Genomic DNA, 18,510 nt, shown 5'->3' with positions numbered 1-18,510 from the left:
AGTAAACCATTCATGTTATCGCTAACACGACTCTGGGCAAATGTTTGCGCCAACCTGCGACGATCCGTCAGGCGGCAACTGCTAACGCGCGCGCCAGCCTGCGTTCACGGATGAATGTATACATGCCCGATCCGATGATCAGCGTGGCACCGGCCAGCGTCATCGTATCCGGGCGCTCGCCGAACATGAGCATCCCTGCCGCAATCGAGAAGATCAGGCGGGTATAGCGAAACGGTGTCAGGGCCGAGGCTTCGCCGATCCGCATTGCGGTGACGATGCTGTAATAGGCCAGAACGCCAAAGCCGACCGCCCCGACAAACGGCCAGATTTGCGCCGACCCCATCGGGGCCACCGGCTGCGCGTTCAGAACCATCAGGGTCAGCCCGGCCAATGCCACCGCGACATAGGCCTGCAAGGCCACGACGGATGAGGCAATCCGCGCGTCCAGCCGCCGCGTGATCAGGTCTCGCGCGGCGATGGCAATGACGCTGAGCACGACGAACAGCGTTTCCGGCTGAAATCCGTCCAATCCGGGCCGAATGATCATCAGGACACCGATGAAACCCAGACCGATAGCGCTCCACCGTCGCCAGCCGACCTGTTCGCCCAGAAACAGCGCCGCGCCCATCGTCACCGCCAAAGGCATCGCCTGAAACACAGCCGCCACGGTCGACAGATCAACCAGGGACAGCGCGGTCAGGAAAGCCACGGCCCCAACCCCTTCGCACGCCGCGCGGATCAGCGGCAGGGGTTGCCATGCTTCTGTGTTGAAGATGCGTTTGCGTGTTGCCACAGCCATCAGGGCAAACAGCACCGCACAGGCCAGACCCAGCAATACCATGATCTGACCGGTCGGTACCGTCGCCGACATGTGCTTGATGAACATATCCTCAAGCGAGAACGCCGCCATCGCGCCGACGACCAGCAAAATGCCGTGCACGTTGTTCATGATCACATCCGTTGAAACCAGCGGCCCGAATTACCGCTCTTTGACTCACCCAAATCGAAAGACGCCCGTTCAGGCAAGCCTTAACCGCCCGGAATATATGATATCCCGTGCGGCTGACCTTCGCGATTGGTGATGAGTCAGTCTTTGTCCAGCGGAACGCCGTACAGTTCCAACCGGTGGCCTTTCAGCTTATAGCCCAGTTTCGCGGCGATCTTTTCCTGCAGCGCCTCGATTTCGGGGTCGACAAACTCGATCACCTCGCCCGATTGCATGTCGATCAGATGATCGTGGTGGTCACGCTCGGCATCCTCGTAGCGGGCGCGCCCGTCGCCGAATTCCAGACGGTCGAGTATCCCGGCCTCCTCAAACAGCTTTACCGTGCGATAGACCGTGGCAATCGATATCCCCGCATCGATGGCCGAGGCGCGCGCATACAGTTCCTCGACATCGGGGTGGTCTGCGCTCTGCTCAAGCACCTGCGCAATGGTGCGCCGCTGGCCAGTCATGCGCAGGCCCTTGGCCTCGCACCGCGCGATGATCGTGTCGGACATGCTGCCCCTCAGAAGTTACTTGGGGTGCTGTCTTAAACCGTCTGCGTGCCCAGCGCCACAGGGATTCGACGCCCAAGGCGCAGATCATCCGGCGCGCTGCAAATCGGCCCAGATCGGCAGATGGTCCGAGGCGATATGGGCGGGCCGGTCCAGATGTGCACCGTGGTTCAGCGCCTCGATCCCCTGCCCCAGCGCAATCCGATCCAACGCGCCCAACGGTTGCGCCGCCGGAAAGCTGGCCACAGGCGGCAGAAACCGCATCTCGGGCGCCAATGTGTCCAGCACAGGCTGGCGCGACCATTCGTTGAAATCCCCGGCCCAGACAGTGGGCATCTGGTCCAGATCATCGTCGAAGCGCCGGATATGCGTGATCTGTTGCCGCCTGGATGCGGGCAGCAGCCCCAGATGCATCCCCATCACACGCAGCGGTCCGATCTGCGTATCAAACTCGACCCGTACAGCGCCACGCGGCTCAAACCCCGGCAGGTCGTGGTGGCCGGTCTGACGGACCGAGATCTGATCCCCGCGCCAGATCACAGCATTGCCATGCCAGCCCAGACTGCCGGCCCCGCCCAGATCGACGATCTGCCATCCGGCCTCATCCAGCATGAAATGCGGCAAAGCGGCCGGGCGCGGCGGCAAGCGCTTATCCGCCTCTTGCAGAACGACAATATCGGCCTGCATGCCGTTCAGAACCTGCATGATCCGCTGCGGTTGACGCCGAAAATCCAGCCCGACACATTTCTGAATGTTGTAGCTGGCAAGGCGCAGGGTCGGTGGTTTTTGGAAGTCGTTTTTGATGTTCACTGCCCCCGACAAGCGCCCCGCCCCGAGATTGTCACAAAACGACCGGGATTAACCCGTATTTGTGGTGTTCTGCGCGTCTTGCGACTTGCAATACCGGGGGCGTATATTCAATGGTCTAAGAGTATTAGATTAAGTCAGTGTACACAAAATTCTGCGGGGTTAAACTGCCGCAAAAAGGAACCGCGCTATTGGACGTTGAATCCACATTCGCCACGATGATCATTGCCGATATCGTGGGCAGCACGCCGCTTTACAAAGCTGTAGGCGATGATGAGGCCCAGCGACTGATCCAGCTTGAGATCGACCGGCTTCGCTCGGTTCTGCTGGAGTTCGGCGGCGTACCGGTTGGGCAGAAGGGCGACGATGTTCTCAGCTATTTCGAAGACCCAAGCGCCGCGTACCAGGCCGCGCTCAAGCTGATTGAACCTTCGACCCACACGCCTCTGTCCGTACATATCGGTGTGCATTGCGGCCCCATCGTGATCGGCCAGCGCGGGATATACGGCGAGGCCGTCAACGTCACCGCCCGGTTTGCGACAGCGGCCAATCCGGGTGAGGCCTGTTTCAGTCAGGGCGTTGCTGTGTTGCTGCCAAATGAATTGCGGCAAACTCTGATCCCCTTGGGCCAGCTGAGCCTAAAGGGCCTTAACGAGCCGCAGACTGCTTATTCACTGATCCATCCGGACTCGGATTCGATCATGCAGACTAGGCTGCCCCAGAACTTTGGGCGGTCCGAGGAAAACTGGCAGCCGCGCGAAGGACTGACGCTGATCCTGCGCCATGAAGACCGGGTCTGGCGGTGTCTGGGCAATGGCGAGTTCAATATCGGGCGCTCTCCGGATTGCCATGTGGTTCTGTCGCAACCCTGGATTTCGCGCCTTCACGCCGTGCTTGCGATGAAGGCGGGCAAACTGATCCTGACCGATCGCAGCACTTCGGGAACCTATGTGAAATCCGAGTCGGGGCGTGAAATCCAGCTGAAACGCGAATCCGTCATGCTGGCCGATAGCGGCCTGATTTCCCCGACCCTGCCCATCGAAATGTCCGAGACCTGTTTGCAGTTCGAACTGCTGGGCCGCAATCAGGTGCCGCAGAACGTGGCGTGAACCACCTCGCCTTGCGTCGGTGGGCGCGTCAGGTCGGCCTCATCCGGCTGGTCGTCATAGGGCCGCGACAACACCGTATCGAGACGCTGGAACAAAGTGTAATCCCCCTGCACCGCCGCTTCGATCATCTGCTCGAACCGATGGTTGCGTGGAATGAAGGCGGGGTTTGCCGCGTTCATGACCGTTTGCGGCTCCGGCTCGCGCTGCAACCGCGCGGTCCAGCCCTCGGCCCAACTGTCAAAGGCCTGCGGGTCGGTGAATTGATCCCGCGCCGCCTGACCGCTGAGCGCGCGGAACGTGTTGGTGAAATCCGCCTGTTGCTCGGCCATGCGTTTCAGCAGATCGGAAATCAACTCCAGATCCCCAGCTTCGGCGCCTGAAATCCCGATCTTGGCGCGAAAGCGGGTCAGCCAATGATCCTGAATCTGCTCGGGCATCGCATGGACAATCTCGGTCGCCTCTTCCACGGCGGCCTCTTTATCCTCCATCTGCTGGATCAGGGCGGTCGCCAGCTGCGCCAGATTCCACACGGCGATGTCGGGCTGGTTAGAATAGGCATAACGCCCCATCCGGTCAATCGAACTGAACACCGTGTTCGGGTGATAGGTGTCCATGAACGCACAGGGGCCATAATCGATGGTTTCCCCGGCAATCGAGCAATTGTCGGTGTTCATCACCCCATGGATGAACCCGACGCTCATCCAATGCGCAATCAGCCGCGCCTGCACATCGCGCACCGCGCGCAGCAAGCCCATCGGCCCATCGGCCTCGGGATAGTGGCGCTCGATGGCGTATTCCGTCAGGCGTCGCAAACTGTCGACCTGCCCCCGCGCCGCGAAGACCTGAAACGTCCCCACGCGCAAATGGCTGCGCGCCACGCGCGTCAGAACGGCTCCCGGCAGTGGGGTTTCGCGAAACACCTGCTCGCCCGTCTCGACCGCGGCCAGCGCGCGTGTGGTCGGCACGCCCAGCGCGTGCATCGCCTCGGACACGACATATTCGCGCAATACCGGCCCCAACCACGCGCGCCCGTCACCCCGTCGGGAAAACGGCGTGGGACCTGAGCCTTTCAACTGAATATCCCGCCGCACCCCATCGGCCCCGATGGTCTCACCCAGTAAAACCGCACGCCCGTCGCCCAGTTGCGGGTTGAAAGTGCCGAACTGATGCCCGGAATAAAGCTGTGCCAAAGGCTCGGCCCCGTCTGGCAGGCTGTTGCCTGCAAAAGCCTCGGCCATTTCCTGCACATCCCCGGGTGCGATCTGCAGCAACCGGGCCAGATCGGTGTTGAACGCAATCAACCGAGGGGCACTTACCGGAACCGGTGCCTGCCGCGCAAAAAAAGTATCCGGCAGGCGGGCATAAGAATTGTCGAACGGGATCGTCAGGGTCATGCGCCAAACATATGACCTGAACCGACAATTGCCATAGCGGATCACTTGCACCCGTGCATAATCACCTCAAACCCCCGAGGATACCATGACCGCACAAGAGATTATCGACCACCTGAACCTGCAACGCCACCCGGAAGGTGGCTGGTTCAAAGAAACCTGGCGCGCCGACAACGCGGGCCGCGCAACGGGCACCTGCATCTACTTCCTGCTGCAGGAAGGTGAGAGCAGCCATTGGCACCGCGTCGATGCGACCGAGATCTGGCTTTATCACTCCGGCGCGCCACTGGTGCTGTCGCTCAGCGAAAGTGATCAGGGGCCGGCGACCGATCACCTTCTGACCCCCGATCTGAACGCAGGCGCCCCGCAACTGATCGTGCCCGAAGGCCACTGGCAGGCGGCGCGCAGCACCGGCGATTACACGCTGGTCAGTTGCACCGTCTCGCCGGGGTTCGAGTTCGATGGCTTCGATCTGGCCCCACCCGGCTTCGACATTCCGAGGGCATAATCCATGGACCACCGCGCCCTCATCGCCTCAATTCCGGCCGAAACCAAGGACAAGCTGCAACGCCGGTCCGACGCGGCAGGATTGAAACATCTGGCGGTCTATTTCGCGCTCTTGGCCCTTTGTAGCATCGGTATCGCCACGCAAATTCCACTCTGGCCGGCCCTTATGGTCCCGCAAGGCGTCCTGCTGGTCTTTCTGTTCACGCTCAGCCACGAATGCACCCACAAGACACCGTTCAAAACCGGGTGGATCAACGATACGGTTGGTCACTTGGTCTCGGTACCAATCGCTCTGCCCTTCACATGGTTCCGGTATTTCCACCTGGCGCACCACAAATGGACCAACCACCCGGACAAAGACCCCGAACTTGGCGGAAAACCGCGCCCTGACAGCTGGCACAGTCTTGCACTCTACCTCAGCGGCGCACCTTACTGGTCCGGCATGGGCAAAGTGTTGGCTCAAAACGCCTTCGGACAGATCGACGCCCCCTACCTGCCCACGCGCCAGCATCCTGCGATCCGAACCGAAGCGCGCATATTGCTCACACTTTACGCACTGGCCCTGCTCAGCCTGCTTTCCTCAACGCTCCTGCTCTGGCTTTGGATCATCCCCGTCCTGATCGCCCAGCCCGCGCTGCGCCTGTACCTTCTGGCCGAACACGGCCTCTGCCCACCGGTCGCCAATATGCTGGAAAACTCGCGCACCACCTTCACCAACCGGATCATACGGTTTCTGGCCTGGAACATGCCCTACCACGCCGAACATCATGCCTTTCCGAACGTGCCCTTCCACCAGCTTCCCGCATTCCACGACTGGACCCGGACCCACCTGAAATCCACATCCGACGGCTATTCAGGCTTCACCAAAGATTACGCCCGCACGCTCAACTCCTAGGATCCGTTCTTCATCTGGCCAAAAATACCTCGGGGGAGTCGCGCCTGCGCGACGGGGGCAGCGGCCCCCTATTTCTCGGTCCGGCTTTTGATCAGCATATTGATCAATGGCACCAAAACCGCCGTCAGAGACCCCAGAGGATTCGCCCCAATGCCTTTGACCGCACGCACCACGTCGCGTGCCTCGGTCGCCATATCCTCAAGCTCGTCCTCGATATCCGCAATTGCCATATCACGCAGCTCAACGGCTGGTGCGACCTCATCTTCGGCATTGCTGCGCCGTGCAATCAGCACAAGCAGCCCGGCCAGTACAAAATTACCAATGGACAGCAGCGCGGCCGCCGCAGCGGGTGACATCGTGCTTCGAAGCGCAAAGAACAGCGCGACGTTCAGCAGAACCAGCGCCAACATGGCGGCAATCCCCGCCAATACCATCAGAATGGTCTGCTGCTGCATAACGGCCAGACGACGGCGCGCGATCAGGCGTTCGGTTCGGTAGATCGTGACCAGATTTCTGCTCAGCCTGCTCATAACGTTGCTCCTACCCCTGTACCCGCCCAACCACATAGCCCAGCGAAAACGCAATCAGCAGGGCTGTGATCGGATAATCCTTCTGCAGGCGGCCGAATTCCTCGACCACGTCCTCTCCCATTGCCTGCGCTTTGCTCAGATCGATCCCGTGCTCTTCCAGCAGCTTTCGAATCTCATCCGAGGTTTTGACGGGCTCGGTCTGATCCCCGGGGGTCGAAGCCGCCCCGCCCTTCGCCTCCAACTCGGCATTGCGGCTGCGTAGCGCTTCCAACTCGGATTCAAGCTCGGCTTTGGTTGCCATACTCTCGGGCCCTCATTGCATGGGTGTCGCGCAACCGTCGCACAATGAGTTGTTTTTTTGAACTGTTTTCCGGTTCCGGCTCACCCGGCCCGATTCATCGAGACCGAACTCACGACACCGCCCCCTACCAGCGCCTGCACACCGGTCGTGCCGGGGCACGAGGTCGGCAAACCCCGCGCCACACGTACGGCGAGATAGGCAAATGCCTGAGCTTCCAGCATGTCACCGTCCAGACCAACAGCCTCGACCGGTTCGACCGGGCAATCGAGCGAGACCCGCAGCATCTCCATCAACACCGGGTTACGCCGCCCGCCACCGGTGACCAGAACGCGGGACGGAGGTTTCAGACAATACCCGATCCCCTGCGCAACCCCTGCCGCGCACATCCCCGTCAGAGTCGCCACCGCATCCGCATCACTGAGTTCCTGAACCAGCCCGATCATCTCGGCAAAATCGTTCCGATCTAAAGACTTCGGTGGCATCTTGGTAAAGAACGGCTCGGCCAGAAACAGTTCCAGCGCGCCCATTTCAACGGTGCCCTCGCGCGCAACCGCGCCATCCCGGTCCATCGGTTGACCCAAGCGCGCCTGCATCAAATCATCAACCGGCGCATTCGCAGGCCCGGTGTCAAACGCCAGCAGGGCGCCGGGTTGTTCGGGCCCGTCAAAGCTTGGGTCCACATAGGTCAGGTTCCCGACCCCCCCAAGATTGAGGAAACACAGGGGCGCATCAGCCCCAATCCATTTGGCGCAAGCAAAGTGAAAGAACGGGGCCAGCGGCGCGCCCTCACCCCCCATGGCCACATCGTCGCTGCGGAAATCCCAGACCACAGGCACGCCCAGCGCCTGCGCCAGACCTTTGCCATCGCCAACCTGCAACGTGCCACGCCCGCGCGGCTCATGCGCAAGGGTTTGACCGTGCACGCCGATCAGGTCGATATTGTCGAACTCCGACAACGCTTCGGCATGGGCGATTGTCACAAGCTCGGCCGCCGCATCGACATCTGGCCCGTGCCACTGTCCCATTGCGGCGCGCAGGATCTGACGCTCTTCTTCGGAATAGGCGCGGTATCCGCTGTCACCGAAGCCATAGATGCGGTGGCCATCGGTTTCCACCACCGCCGCGTCCACCCCATCCATCGAGGTGCCGGACATAGTGCCAAGGGCTCGGATCGGCTTGTTTGTCTTAATGGCCGGGCGCACCTGTCATTCTCCTGCTCGTTCTTTTTCTACCCTTGCGGGTTCGACACTGCCCGCCATTTCCCGGCCAAAGCAAGACGAATAGAAACAGAAGCCGCGTTTTTGGGCAGGCGCGACCGCAGGCCCACACTCGGCCCGACCGAACCCGTTGCGCAATTCCTGCTTCTGCGCCAGCATTGCAGGGCATCTTCGAATAACGGGGCGGGAATGACCGAGGCGCAAACGCCAAAAGACGCAAAAGCAGTTGAAAGCCGGAACTACCAGTTGATCTTCTGGTCCGGCGCGCTGGCTACGATTGGCGGCCAGTTGGTGAACCCGCGTCTGGTACTGCCGTTCCTGTACCTGGCCCTTGGCGCGCCTACCTTTGTCGCGGGCCTGCTGTTGCCTTTCGTAACAGGGGCGCGGTTGATTGCGGAAATCTTCGTCTCGCCTTTCGTCAACCACGTGACGCGCGCAAAACTTGCCGTCTATGTGCCCAACATCCTGACGGGGGCCATTCTGGCCGTTGTCGCCCTGTTCGCCACCAACCTGACACAGGTGATGGTGGTTTTGCTGTTCCTGCTGACCGCCATCATCATGGGCTTGTGTCAGGGTATCAACAGCCTTGGCACCAGCCAGATATACGGCACCTCGGTGCCCGAGTCCAAACGCAACCGGATGGTGTTTGCGCAGGCGACCATATCCGGTGTGCTGGCCATCATTGTGGTCTGGGTGACCAAGGATCTGCTGGCTTCGGATCAGCCGATGCAGCGGCATATCGTGGTGATGTGGTGCGGCGTGGTCGCCATGTTTGCAGCCGGGATCAGCTTTGCCGGGGTGCGACTGTTCGAGGAAGAGATCAAGCGCCCGCCGAAACGCGTCGAGAAACCGAAACCCCTGACCGAACTTGCAACAGGCTTCAGGACCGGGATGGCCTACCCGTGGTACCGCAAGTTCCTGTTGGCCCGGGTTCTGTTCATCTCGGTCGAGCTGGCGATGCCGTTTTACACAATTCACGCAGCCACCTACCATATCGGCACCGAACACTCGCTCAGCTATTTTGTGATCGGTGCCAGCGCAGGGATCGTGATCGGATCCATTCTGTGGGGCTGGCTCAGCGGTCGGGTGTCGGTAAAGCATGTGATGTGGCTGGGCTGTCTGACCTCGGCGCTTTCGGCAATCATGGCGCTGGTGTTCACCATGACCGGCCATGCCAGCAATGTCTGGATCTATGCCGCGGTCATCCTGCTTCTGTCCCTTGGCGGCAACGGAGTGATCTATGGGCGCTACCTCTACGTGATCGAGATGACGCAGGAACAAGAGCGGTCCTATCTGGTCGCTTTGGGCGATGTAACGGCCGGTCTGGTCGGCATCGCCTTTGCCGCCGTTCTGGGTGCCGTGGCGCATCTGCACGACCCGGTAACGCCGATCATCGCGCTGGCCATTTTGAACGTGGTCGCGATGCTCTATGCCTTTCGATTGCCCGCCACCGGAACCGGTGCTGAGACTGCCGCGCATTAGGCTGCCAATTCTTGCAAAATGGTGCCTTTCCCTTACCCATCCTGCCGCCTATACAGTGCCCCGCAATAGTAACCCCGAGGGCACGATATGACCTACCACCCCAAATCGGATTTCATCGCCACGATGATCGAGCGCGGCTTTCTCGCCGACTGCACCGATTATCAGGGCCTTGATGAGGCGCTGATCAGTGGGTGCAAACCGGCTTATATCGGCTTTGATGCAACGGCCAAGTCGTTGCATGTGGGCAGCCTGATCCAGATCATGATGCTGCGCTGGTTCCAGAAGACCGGCCACCAGCCGATCACCCTGATGGGCGGCGGCACCACCAAGGTGGGCGATCCGTCGTTTCGTGCGGATGAACGCCCCCTGCTAGGGCCCGAGCAGATCAATGAGAACATCGCGGGCATCAAAAAGGTATTCTCCGCCTATGTCGACTATGACAGCGACGCCGAGAACAAGGCGCTGATGCTGAACAATGCCGAGTGGCTGGATGGCCTGAACTACCTTGATTTCCTGCGCGATATCGGGCGGCATTTCTCGGTCAATCGGATGCTGAGCTTTGAATCGGTGAAATCGCGGCTGGATCGCGAGCAGTCGCTCAGCTTCCTCGAATTCAACTACATGATCCTGCAGGCCTATGACTTCCTTGAACTGAACCGCCGTTACGGCTGTGTTCTGCAAATGGGTGGCTCGGACCAGTGGGGCAACATCGTCAACGGCATCGACCTGACCCGCCGGGTGCTGGATCACGAGATTTACGGCCTGACCTCGCCCCTGCTGACCACCAGCGACGGCAAGAAAATGGGCAAATCCCAGGACGGTGCAGTCTGGCTGAACGCCGACATGCGCTCGCCCTATGAGTTCTGGCAGTTCTGGCGCAACACTACCGATGCGGACGTGGGGCGGTTCCTGAAGCTCTACACCGAAATGCCGGTGGATGAGTGTGATCGGCTGGGCGCGCTGCAAGGGTCCGAGATCAATGAGGCCAAAATCCGCCTCGCCAACGAAGTGACCACGCTTGCCCACGGTGCACAGGCCGCGGCAACCGCCGAAGCAACTGCCCGCGAAGTGTTCGAAAAAGGCGGCGTGGGCGACGACCTCCCGACCCTGACCCTCAGCGCCGCTGAGCTGGGCGACGGTATGTCGATCGTGCAATTGATCGTGAAATCCGGTCTGGCCAAATCCGGCAAAGAGGCCAAGCGCCTGATTGCCGAAAACGGCGCCAAATTGGACGACGCGCCGCTGACAGATGCGGGGCTGATGATCGATGCGGGTGCCTTGTCCTCACCCATCAAACTAAGCGCAGGCAAGAAACGGCACGCGCTGGTGCAACTGGGCTAAACCGACTGACCCTGAGCGCGTACGGGCGTGCTCAGGGGCCTTCTGTGAACTCGACTTCTTTGCCGTGACGCATTCTGTGCTAACCTGTTCGGGGTATTGGTTTCGCAGATTGTTGTGTCATGGTGCTAAAAAATACGTTCAAGTTTTCAAAAAGAAACGACATTACCTTTGAAGGGGAAAAATTTTCGGTCGGGGCGAATGAAGTTTCCTGTACGCTGACAACAGATAGCCTGTCGCAAAAAGGAAGCCCACCCAAGGCCGGGCAATGCACAATTGTCGAACGCTTCAATTCTCGATGGGATGTCAAAGACCTGATTGATGTTAAGGAAGTGCAAAAAGCGCTTTCGAAGAAGTCAACGCTGGCAGCGCTGGCCAGCGCCTCATCAGTTGACAAGATACTCGACCTGTTGGCTTTGTCCGAAATCCGTATGCTTGCGGATTACTCCGAGTTTCAGGCACAGACGTTCAAAAAAGGTCATATCCTGAGTCAGAGCCTTGGCGGGCCGGGCACGAACCAGAACCTGACGCCAATGTCAGCCAGCGCAAATGCGATCTATCGAAACAGTTTTGAAGCAAAGCTGATCAAACTGCTGGAGGCCATCAAAAAGGAAGAGCAACAATCCGGATACTGCGTTCGCATAAAATTCTATGCGAAATGTGTGGGTAACAAGAAGCCCTGGTGGAATGGGCAAGCGACCGAAGAGACAAAGCGGATGTTGCGGGGGCTTCCAAAGTCGATCGATGCCAACTGGAGGTTCGATAGTTTCTTTCGGAAAGGAAAAACAAGCGAACGCATTGCTAAATCAGCACTGCCGCCGTCTGTCGCCAAAAAAATGCCAGTCGCCACAAAGATCAAGCCGCCCAACTTTTCGCTGGATCTTTGATCGACTGGTCTTTTTTGTGAATTGAGGATGACCGGGCGCTAGGGAAGAGCCGATGCCAACAAAAACTCGGCCACCCGAAAGTGGCCGATTATTGTTCAAGGCTGTCGCATCACTTTCTACCTTTGCCGCCGCCTTTGCCGTCGCCGCCTTTGCCGTTTCCGGAACCGTTGCCCTGGCCATTGTTGTTACCGTTGTTGCCGGTACCTGGTCCGGAACCGTTGTTGTTACCGCCGCCGTTACCGGGGTTGCCTGCATTCCCGTTGCCGTTTCCGGGGCCGTCGCCGCCTTTGCCGCCGCCCTTGCCGCCACCTTTACCGTCGCCGCCTTTGCCGCCACCTTTACCACCGCCTTTGCCGGGGCCTTCACCGCCACCATTGCCGGGGTTGTCACCACCACCATTGCCGGGGTTATCGCCGCCACCGTCGCCGGGACCGTCACCACCACCGTTACCGGGACCGTCACCGCCACCGTCGCCGGGACCGTCACCACCACCGTCGCCGCCACCATTACCCGGGCCCTGGCCTCCGCCGCCGGTATTGCCGCCATCGTTTCCACCACCCGTCGGGCCTTGTGCTACCCGATCCGAACTGCGGTCTTCGCCCCGTGTGCTGCCTGCGTCCGAAATCGACGCAGTCGGCAGATCTGTCAGCAACGCCGCCAGACCGGGGCACATCGCGCCGGTGTTCTGCAACGTCGTCTCGAAATCCGCACGCCGCTGTAGCTGCTTCAGAAAGCTCGGCGTGACCTGCGTGCAGTCACACAGCGCAGCATAATCGCCGCTATTCGCCGCCGTCCGCGCTGTTCGCCAATCGCAAACCTCGGGCGCGGCCGCAGCACTGCTTGCCATCAAAACTCCAACAAATGGTGCAATCGCAAACGCACCCAATTTGTGCTTCGTACTCGTTAACATGTCGGTACCTCCTGACATAGAAACACCTGACCATGTCAGGCTATTCGATCACGAGATGGAGACGTCTGGTGAGGTCCGGATGAACGCTGGCTGAAGATTTGTTAACCTGGCGTCACCCACGTCGGATGCAAATGACGCTTGGTCTTTGGCCAAACATCTGGACACACCCGACCCAAGCCGCTTATTGAACATACGTTCATAAATCTGGGAGGCATCCGCATGAACCTGTCGAACACAGCCGCACTCGTCACCGGAGGCGCGTCGGGTCTTGGCGAGGCCACCGCCCGCCATTTCGCGCAACACGGTGCGCAAGTCACGATTCTGGACCGGGATGAAGACCGCGGCGCGCAAGTTGCCAATGAGATCGGCGGCCATTTTGCACAAACCGATGTCACCGACGAAAGCTCGGTCGCGGCTGCTATTGCCACCGCAGCAAGCAAAATGGGTCGGATCACCGCCACGGTGAACTGTGCCGGGATCGCCTACGGGATCAAAACCGTGGGCCGCGATGGCCCGCACCCGCTGGACGCCTTTCAGCGCACCATCGACATCAATCTGGTCGGCACTTTCAACGTGTCGCGACTGGCAGCCGTTGAAATGGCCAAAAACGAACCCGAGCCGGATGGCGCGCGCGGCGTGATCATCAACACCGCTTCAATTGCCGCATTCGACGGCCAAAAGGGCCAGGCGGCCTATGCGGCGTCAAAAGGCGGCGTGGTGGGTATGACCTTACCCATGGCGCGCGATCTGGCCTCGACCGGTATCCGCGTGATGGCCATCGCTCCGGGCATTTTCATGACGCCGATGCTGGCGGGCCTGCCCGAAGAGGTGCAACAGCAACTGGCTGCTGACGTTCCGAACCCCGCCCGCCTGGGGGATCCCAACGAATACGCCCGCCTTGCCGGTTTCATTGTCGAGATGGGCTATCTGAACGGCGAAGTCATCCGCATCGACGGAGCGCTGCGTATGCGCTAGGTCTGTCGAATGACCGAGCGTGAAAAGATGCAGGCCGGGCAGTGGTATTGCTGCCTGGACCCCGAGTTGGACGCGTTGCGGGCGCAAGCCCGCCGCGCAGTTCACGCGCACAACGCTTGCCCGCCGGACGATCGCGGCGCGCTGGCCCCTGAATTGCAGGCGCTGTTCTCGGACCTTGGGTCCGAGTGTTATCTCGAAGCACCGTTTCACTGTGCTTACGGGATGAACATCCACCTTGGACACCGGGTCTATTTCAACGCCGGATGCGTGATTCTGGACACAGCGCCGGTCCGGATCGGTGACGACACGATGTTCGGCCCCCATGTTCAGATCTATTGCGCTCAGCACGCCAAAGACCCAACCGAGCGCGCCCAGGGTCTGGAAATCGCCCTGCCCGTGACCATTGGGCGGAATGTCTGGGTCGGCGGCGGTGCCATTCTGATGCCCGGTATCACCATCGGCGACAACGCAACCATCGGCGCTGGCAGTGTCGTCACCAAAGATGTCGCGGCCAAAGAAACCGTGGTCGGCAACCCCGCCCGGCCTATTCACCCCCTCCGATAACCCTGTTCTGACCCCAATCCGCCAAAGCCGCGATCACAGGGCGCAGCGCTTGCCCCTTTTCAGTCAGGCTGTACTCCACTCGGGGCGGCACCTCGGCAAATACCTTTCGATGCACGATTCCATCTGCCTCAAGCTCGCGCAATTGCTTGGTCAGGCTGCGCTGGGTCACCGTACCCAGCGCACGGGACAAGGCGTTAAAGCGCATGGTGCCGCCAAGAAGATGATAGATTACCAGCCCTTTCCATTTTCCCGATATCTGCTCCAACCCGGCCTCAACCGGGCAGCCTGCGCTGCAGTCATATCTTTCAAATCGATCCACCGCCGCCTCCTGCCTTTGACAGTATACAAAAGGTACCTACCTGCACAAATAGTGCGTACTTGCGTGTTTTGCATACGTGTCACATATCCCGGATCATCGCAACTCAACCCTGTAAGGAGACATCATGGCCCTGACCATTCTCGCTCAAATCACGGCCCATCCGGGTAAGGAAGACCTTGTCCGCGCCGAGCTTGAAAAGCTGATCCCAATCACCCGTGGCGAAGACGGATGCATTCAATACGACCTGCATGTGGACACAGGCAATCCCGGTGTTTTTGCGTTTTATGAGAATTGGGAAAGCCGTGACCTGTGGCAAACGCATATGAACGCGCCTCATCTCGCAGCTTATATGAAAGCCACCGAAGGGGCCGTGGCCGAGTTTACGCTGAACGAAATGACACGGATAAGTTGATCCCATCCACGGCAAAACCGGAGCAGTCGCCAGGCTCCGGTTTTGTGAAACTTTTTCAATGTGGCCTTTTGCGCGTCGAAGAGACCCCGTTTACCCGGCCTCGGCCTTCTCTTCCAGCATCAGCCACTCTTCCTCTGCCGCCGACAGCTTTTCCTGCCGTTCAACCAGTGCCTCAGACGCCTTCTGGAACTTGACCGGCTCACGCGTGAACAGGTCGGGGTCAGACATCAACTCTTCCAGCTTACCGATCTCGGCCTCAAGGCGCGAGATTTCGGCGGGCAGTTTCTCCAACCGGTGTTTTTCCGAGAAGGACAAGCCAGATTTCGGCTTCGCCTCCTGCTTGACCTTCGGCTTGGAGGGCTTTGGTTTTTCTCCCTTTTTCCCAGCAACCTCTCCGCGCTGAGCGATATAGTCCGACCAGCCCCCGGCGTAGACAGTGGCACGCCCGTTGCCTTCCATCGCGATAGTAGTTGTGGCCACCCGATCCAGAAAATCGCGGTCGTGGCTGACCAGCAGGACCGTGCCGTCATAGTCGTCCAGCAATTCTTGCAACAGGTCCAGCGTTTCCACATCCAAATCGTTGGTCGGTTCGTCCAGCACCAGCAGGTTTGACGATTTCGCCATCAGCTTGGCCAGCAGCAACCGCGCCTTTTCACCACCCGACAGGGATTTGACGGCGGCCCGCGCCTGCGCGTCGTCGAACAGAAATTCCTTGAGATAACCCACCACATGCTTGGGCTGCCCACCCACCATGACCTGATCGGCCTTGCCCGACACCCGCATTTCGGGGTCGCCGGTCAGGCTGTCCCACAGGGTCATCTCCGGGTCCAGCTGAGCGCGGGTCTGGTCGAACACCGCAATCTCCAGATTGGTGCCCAAAGCGACCGCGCCGGCATCCGGCTCTACTTGCCCCAACAGCATTTTCAACAACGTGGTCTTGCCCACCCCATTGGGTCCGACAAAGGCCACGCGATCCCCACGCTGCACCAGCAGGTCGAAATTTCGCACGATCTGGGTGTCGCCGAATCCCTTGGCCAGCCCTTTGGCTTCGATCACCTTGCGGCCCGATTTCGGCCCGGCCTCCAGCGTCATCGCGGCCGAGCCCTGACGTTTGATCTGCGCCGCCTTCTCGGCCCGCAGCGCCTGCAACGCCCGCACCCGGCCCTGATTGCGCTTGCGCCGGGCGCTGATGCCTTCGACGGCCCATTTCGCCTCGGACTTGATCAGGCGGTTCAGCTTGTGGCGTTGCTGATCTTCCTCTTCCCAAACCTTGTCGCGCCAGGCCTCGAACGCATCAAATCCCTGCTCTTGCCGCCGCACCGCACCGCGATCAATCCACAGCGTCGCCCGTGTCAACGCCCGCAAAAAGGCGCGGTCATGCGAGATCAGCACAAAAGCCGCCCGCGTCGCCCCCAACTCGCGCTCAAGCCACGCGATGGCTTCGATATCCAGATGGTTGGTCGGCTCGTCCAGTAGCATCAGGTCCGGCGCTTCGGCCATCAGCTTGGCCAAGGCCGCCCGCCGCCGCTCGCCGCCCGAGGCAGTTTCAACGGGGCGCGTGGGGTCGAATTTCAGCCCCTCCCCCGCACGCTCGACCTTGTACAGCTCTCCGGGTTCCAACCCGCTGGCGGCATAGTCGCCCAGCGTGGCAAACCCCTTCATTCCGGGGTCCTGCTCCATATACCCGACCGACTTGCCCGGCGGCACGACGATCTCGCCCTGATCGGCCTCGACCAGACCCGCCATCACTTTCATCAGCGTGGACTTACCCGACCCGTTCCGCCCCACAAGGGCCACGCGGTCGCCCGGCTGAACCACCAGATCAAGCTCGGAAAATACCGGATCGCCCCCGAAGGTCAGGGAAATGCCGGACATCTGCAACAAAGGAATTCTCGCCATGCCCGCCAGCTAAACCGGCTGGGCTGGCGCGTCAACGCCCCTGCTTCTTCTCGTTAAAAATACGGATTCACCCGGCCACCGCTCGCAGCAAACGTTTCCGTGCCGGGGGAATCGCCCCAATCTCGAGCCCTGTGAACACGTGCAGAGTGTTCATATGCCGGTCCACCACCGCATGATCGCTGACCCAGCCGCCCATCAGCAGGTATGTCCGCAGCAAAGGCGGCATCCGCAGCATTGCCTGTTTCGCATCCGGCCTGCGCCGCAGGCGCGCGGCGAAACGGAAAACATCCGGCGCCTTGACGCGTGGCAACCACCGTTTCGGCGCCAGATGGCGGTGTTTGAGCATGGCAAAGGAATCCAGGTATTGCTCGGTCTCGATCCCGGCGAAGGACGAGCAGCCAAACAACATCTCGATCCGGTTTTGGTCGACAAACGCGGTCATCGCCCCCCAGGCCACGCGCAGAATGTCCGGGTCGGTCCAATCGGGGTGAATGCAGAAACGGCCCATCTCGACCATACGCCCGCCGAACCCTTCCAGACTGGACAGGTCATAGAACTGCGCCGAATAGCTGTGCGCGATCTCGGACCCGCTCCCCATTGTCAACATCCGGAAACTGCACACAAGCTGCCCACCGGCCTGCATATCCTCGACCAGCACATGGGAACATACCGCGTCAAACGCGTCCGCGTCGGTTTTTTCCGTCGCAAAGGCCAGCGTCCGTAGCGCCTGCGCCGCCGCCACGTCCCGTTCAGACTGCGCCAACCGGGCCCGATAGCGCCCTTTGTTCAACAAAACGGCTGTTGCCATGGTCGCATCCTCCGAGGTTGCTGACCGGAGATCCAAGTTACCGCCCCGATATCATAAGACATGTGACCTTCCTGTGAACCTCACAAGACGATCCCGTGACTTAGTTCGACGCGCCCGGAATGTTGGCCGGGTTGAAGTTGCCGATATTGCCCAGCAGCTGACGCAGGAAGCCGGTGTTCTCGACACTGGATTCGGTCACGCGGCGTTCCAGCGGGATGACGACCCCGTCCTCCAGGCCAAAGCGTTCGACATTGCTGACCACACCGCGCTGATCGAAGCTGATGGCAACCACCTCGCGCGAAACGACCTCGGGCCGTTTGGGGCCATAATGGCGGATTCGGGACCGGACATAGTAATAGCCGGAATCGCGCACCACCCCCGAGACACCGGGCGCGCCAACCGCCTCGGCAACGCTTTCGCGTGTATCCGTGCCCACCTTGATCTCGGCCAGATCCTCGGCCGGAGGCACATAGCCGTGATTCCGGAAGATCGGAGTGCAGGCGGTGATCACAGCCAGACAGGCCACCAACGCAAGCGAACGCATCGCCGATTTCGACCTGTTTCCAATCATCAACATACGCACCCTCTTGCCTTGGCCTCTTGCGGCTTCTATCCGATTACAGAAACCGCTGCCACGGTTCAACACATAGAAAGGCTCACGA

The 18,510-nt window shown here is 60.2% G+C and carries 21 protein-coding genes; 9 read left to right on the top strand and 12 right to left on the bottom strand.

The window, feature by feature from the left end; all coding sequences use genetic code 11:
- Positions 1-67 precede the first annotated feature (67 nt).
- From ACR0E6_RS03085 to ACR0E6_RS03075, 3 genes are all read right to left on the bottom strand, one after another.
- Entirely contained in the window at positions 68-949 is an 882-nt protein-coding gene (locus tag ACR0E6_RS03085) for a DMT family transporter (protein WP_480580850.1), read from the bottom strand.
- 137 nt (positions 950-1,086) lie between these two features.
- The gene (locus ACR0E6_RS03080) at positions 1,087-1,500 is read right to left on the bottom strand and encodes a Fur family transcriptional regulator (RefSeq protein ID WP_170450112.1); all 414 of its coding nucleotides are present in this window, start codon (positions 1,498-1,500) and stop codon (positions 1,087-1,089) included.
- A gap of 84 nt (positions 1,501-1,584) precedes the next feature.
- Positions 1,585-2,307, bottom strand: a complete 723-nt coding sequence (locus ACR0E6_RS03075) for an endonuclease/exonuclease/phosphatase family protein (protein WP_480580848.1) — start codon at positions 2,305-2,307, stop codon at positions 1,585-1,587.
- Between the two features lie 188 nt (positions 2,308-2,495).
- Here ACR0E6_RS03075 and ACR0E6_RS03070 point away from each other — a divergent pair, with 188 nt between their 5' ends.
- Positions 2,496-3,413 (top strand): adenylate/guanylate cyclase domain-containing protein, encoded by a 918-nt coding sequence (locus ACR0E6_RS03070; RefSeq protein WP_170450110.1) that lies wholly within the window; start codon positions 2,496-2,498, stop codon positions 3,411-3,413.
- Here ACR0E6_RS03070 and ACR0E6_RS03065 read toward each other — a convergent pair.
- The gene (locus tag ACR0E6_RS03065; RefSeq protein ID WP_480580846.1) at positions 3,389-4,807 is read right to left on the bottom strand and encodes a protein adenylyltransferase SelO; all 1,419 of its coding nucleotides are present in this window, start codon (positions 4,805-4,807) and stop codon (positions 3,389-3,391) included. The genes ACR0E6_RS03070 and ACR0E6_RS03065 overlap by 25 nt on opposite strands.
- Positions 4,808-4,892: 85 nt before the next feature.
- Here ACR0E6_RS03065 and ACR0E6_RS03060 point away from each other — a divergent pair, with 85 nt between their 5' ends.
- Together ACR0E6_RS03060 and ACR0E6_RS03055 are read left to right on the top strand one after the other, a co-directional pair.
- Positions 4,893-5,312: a cupin domain-containing protein gene (locus ACR0E6_RS03060; protein ID WP_480580844.1), complete on the top strand. Its 420-nt coding sequence runs from the start codon at positions 4,893-4,895 to the stop codon at positions 5,310-5,312.
- Between the two features lie 3 nt (positions 5,313-5,315).
- On the top strand, positions 5,316-6,206 hold the full coding sequence (locus ACR0E6_RS03055) for a fatty acid desaturase (protein WP_480580842.1): 891 nt from the start codon (positions 5,316-5,318) through the stop codon (positions 6,204-6,206).
- A gap of 68 nt (positions 6,207-6,274) precedes the next feature.
- On the opposite strand, the gene ACR0E6_RS03050 is transcribed toward ACR0E6_RS03055, so the two are convergent.
- From ACR0E6_RS03050 to ACR0E6_RS03040, 3 genes are all read right to left on the bottom strand, one after another.
- Positions 6,275-6,736 carry a hypothetical protein gene (locus ACR0E6_RS03050; protein WP_480580840.1) on the bottom strand — a complete coding sequence of 154 codons (462 nt, stop codon included), beginning with the start codon at positions 6,734-6,736 and terminating at the stop codon, positions 6,275-6,277.
- A 10-nt stretch (positions 6,737-6,746) separates the two neighbouring features.
- Complete coding sequence (locus tag ACR0E6_RS03045) at positions 6,747-7,037, bottom strand: hypothetical protein (RefSeq protein WP_480580838.1); 291 nt, start codon at positions 7,035-7,037, stop codon at positions 6,747-6,749.
- An 80-nt stretch (positions 7,038-7,117) separates the two neighbouring features.
- A complete protein-coding gene (locus ACR0E6_RS03040) occupies positions 7,118-8,191 on the bottom strand; it encodes an anhydro-N-acetylmuramic acid kinase (protein WP_480582202.1) in 1,074 nt (357 codons plus the stop codon).
- A 252-nt stretch (positions 8,192-8,443) separates the two neighbouring features.
- Here ACR0E6_RS03040 and ACR0E6_RS03035 point away from each other — a divergent pair, with 252 nt between their 5' ends.
- The 3 genes from ACR0E6_RS03035 to ACR0E6_RS03025 all read left to right on the top strand — a co-directional run bounded on the left by ACR0E6_RS03035 (position 8,444) and on the right by ACR0E6_RS03025 (position 11,961).
- Positions 8,444-9,736, top strand: a complete 1,293-nt coding sequence (locus ACR0E6_RS03035; RefSeq protein WP_480580836.1) for an MFS transporter — start codon at positions 8,444-8,446, stop codon at positions 9,734-9,736.
- Positions 9,737-9,823: 87 nt separating this feature from the next.
- The gene (gene tyrS, locus ACR0E6_RS03030) at positions 9,824-11,077 is read left to right on the top strand and encodes a tyrosine--tRNA ligase (protein ID WP_480580834.1); all 1,254 of its coding nucleotides are present in this window, start codon (positions 9,824-9,826) and stop codon (positions 11,075-11,077) included.
- Between the two features lie 119 nt (positions 11,078-11,196).
- A complete protein-coding gene (locus tag ACR0E6_RS03025) occupies positions 11,197-11,961 on the top strand; it encodes a hypothetical protein (RefSeq protein WP_170519142.1) in 765 nt (254 codons plus the stop codon).
- A gap of 109 nt (positions 11,962-12,070) precedes the next feature.
- On the opposite strand, the gene ACR0E6_RS03020 is transcribed toward ACR0E6_RS03025, so the two are convergent.
- A complete protein-coding gene (locus ACR0E6_RS03020; RefSeq protein ID WP_480580832.1) occupies positions 12,071-12,808 on the bottom strand; it encodes a hypothetical protein in 738 nt (245 codons plus the stop codon).
- A 282-nt stretch (positions 12,809-13,090) separates the two neighbouring features.
- On the opposite strand from ACR0E6_RS03020, the gene ACR0E6_RS03015 reads away from it, so the two are divergent.
- Both ACR0E6_RS03015 and ACR0E6_RS03010 read left to right on the top strand, forming a co-directional pair.
- The gene (locus ACR0E6_RS03015) at positions 13,091-13,846 is read left to right on the top strand and encodes a 3-hydroxyacyl-CoA dehydrogenase (RefSeq protein WP_480580830.1); all 756 of its coding nucleotides are present in this window, start codon (positions 13,091-13,093) and stop codon (positions 13,844-13,846) included.
- 9 nt (positions 13,847-13,855) lie between these two features.
- Positions 13,856-14,410 (top strand): sugar O-acetyltransferase, encoded by a 555-nt coding sequence (locus ACR0E6_RS03010; RefSeq protein WP_480580828.1) that lies wholly within the window; start codon positions 13,856-13,858, stop codon positions 14,408-14,410.
- Here the strand turns inward: ACR0E6_RS03010 and ACR0E6_RS03005 are convergent.
- Positions 14,391-14,729 (bottom strand): winged helix-turn-helix transcriptional regulator, encoded by a 339-nt coding sequence (locus tag ACR0E6_RS03005; protein WP_170450088.1) that lies wholly within the window; start codon positions 14,727-14,729, stop codon positions 14,391-14,393. The two genes, ACR0E6_RS03010 and ACR0E6_RS03005, sit on opposite strands and share 20 nt — an antisense overlap.
- A gap of 124 nt (positions 14,730-14,853) precedes the next feature.
- On the opposite strand from ACR0E6_RS03005, the gene ACR0E6_RS03000 reads away from it, so the two are divergent.
- Positions 14,854-15,141: a putative quinol monooxygenase gene (locus ACR0E6_RS03000; protein WP_480580825.1), complete on the top strand. Its 288-nt coding sequence runs from the start codon at positions 14,854-14,856 to the stop codon at positions 15,139-15,141.
- A gap of 90 nt (positions 15,142-15,231) precedes the next feature.
- On the opposite strand, the gene ACR0E6_RS02995 is transcribed toward ACR0E6_RS03000, so the two are convergent.
- The 3 genes from ACR0E6_RS02995 to ACR0E6_RS02985 all read right to left on the bottom strand — a co-directional run bounded on the left by ACR0E6_RS02995 (position 15,232) and on the right by ACR0E6_RS02985 (position 18,425).
- Positions 15,232-17,040 carry an ABC-F family ATP-binding cassette domain-containing protein gene (locus tag ACR0E6_RS02995; protein ID WP_480580823.1) on the bottom strand — a complete coding sequence of 603 codons (1,809 nt, stop codon included), beginning with the start codon at positions 17,038-17,040 and terminating at the stop codon, positions 15,232-15,234.
- 67 nt (positions 17,041-17,107) lie between these two features.
- Positions 17,108-17,848, bottom strand: a complete 741-nt coding sequence (locus ACR0E6_RS02990; protein ID WP_480580821.1) for a GNAT family N-acetyltransferase — start codon at positions 17,846-17,848, stop codon at positions 17,108-17,110.
- Between the two features lie 100 nt (positions 17,849-17,948).
- On the bottom strand, positions 17,949-18,425 hold the full coding sequence (locus tag ACR0E6_RS02985) for an outer membrane protein assembly factor BamE domain-containing protein (RefSeq protein ID WP_170519160.1): 477 nt from the start codon (positions 18,423-18,425) through the stop codon (positions 17,949-17,951).
- Positions 18,426-18,510 lie beyond the last annotated feature (85 nt).

The organism is Ruegeria sp. AP12, from assembly GCF_056540025.1.
The sequence above is the reverse complement of the archived record's forward strand: the minus strand, read 5'-3'. Positions and strand labels throughout refer to the sequence as shown.

Coding starts and splice junctions, on each gene's coding strand:
- ACR0E6_RS03085 (WP_480580850.1), bottom strand. CDS start 949: ATGAACAACGTGCACGGCATTTTGCTGGTCGTCGGCGCGATGGCGGCG.
- ACR0E6_RS03080 (WP_170450112.1), bottom strand. CDS start 1,500: ATGTCCGACACGATCATCGCGCGGTGCGAGGCCAAGGGCCTGCGCATG.
- ACR0E6_RS03065 (WP_480580846.1), bottom strand. CDS start 4,807: ATGACCCTGACGATCCCGTTCGACAATTCTTATGCCCGCCTGCCGGAT.
- ACR0E6_RS03060 (WP_480580844.1), top strand. CDS start 4,893: ATGACCGCACAAGAGATTATCGACCACCTGAACCTGCAACGCCACCCG.
- ACR0E6_RS03055 (WP_480580842.1), top strand. CDS start 5,316: ATGGACCACCGCGCCCTCATCGCCTCAATTCCGGCCGAAACCAAGGAC.
- ACR0E6_RS03050 (WP_480580840.1), bottom strand. CDS start 6,736: ATGAGCAGGCTGAGCAGAAATCTGGTCACGATCTACCGAACCGAACGC.
- ACR0E6_RS03045 (WP_480580838.1), bottom strand. CDS start 7,037: ATGGCAACCAAAGCCGAGCTTGAATCCGAGTTGGAAGCGCTACGCAGC.
- ACR0E6_RS03040 (WP_480582202.1), bottom strand. CDS start 8,191: ATGTCCGGCACCTCGATGGATGGGGTGGACGCGGCGGTGGTGGAAACC.
- ACR0E6_RS03035 (WP_480580836.1), top strand. CDS start 8,444: ATGACCGAGGCGCAAACGCCAAAAGACGCAAAAGCAGTTGAAAGCCGG.
- tyrS (WP_480580834.1), top strand. CDS start 9,824: ATGACCTACCACCCCAAATCGGATTTCATCGCCACGATGATCGAGCGC.
- ACR0E6_RS03025 (WP_170519142.1), top strand. CDS start 11,197: ATGGTGCTAAAAAATACGTTCAAGTTTTCAAAAAGAAACGACATTACC.
- ACR0E6_RS03020 (WP_480580832.1), bottom strand. CDS start 12,808: ATGGCAAGCAGTGCTGCGGCCGCGCCCGAGGTTTGCGATTGGCGAACA.
- ACR0E6_RS03015 (WP_480580830.1), top strand. CDS start 13,091: ATGAACCTGTCGAACACAGCCGCACTCGTCACCGGAGGCGCGTCGGGT.
- ACR0E6_RS03010 (WP_480580828.1), top strand. CDS start 13,856: ATGACCGAGCGTGAAAAGATGCAGGCCGGGCAGTGGTATTGCTGCCTG.
- ACR0E6_RS03000 (WP_480580825.1), top strand. CDS start 14,854: ATGGCCCTGACCATTCTCGCTCAAATCACGGCCCATCCGGGTAAGGAA.
- ACR0E6_RS02995 (WP_480580823.1), bottom strand. CDS start 17,040: ATGGCGAGAATTCCTTTGTTGCAGATGTCCGGCATTTCCCTGACCTTC.
- ACR0E6_RS02990 (WP_480580821.1), bottom strand. CDS start 17,848: ATGGCAACAGCCGTTTTGTTGAACAAAGGGCGCTATCGGGCCCGGTTG.
- ACR0E6_RS02985 (WP_170519160.1), bottom strand. CDS start 18,425: ATGTTGATGATTGGAAACAGGTCGAAATCGGCGATGCGTTCGCTTGCG.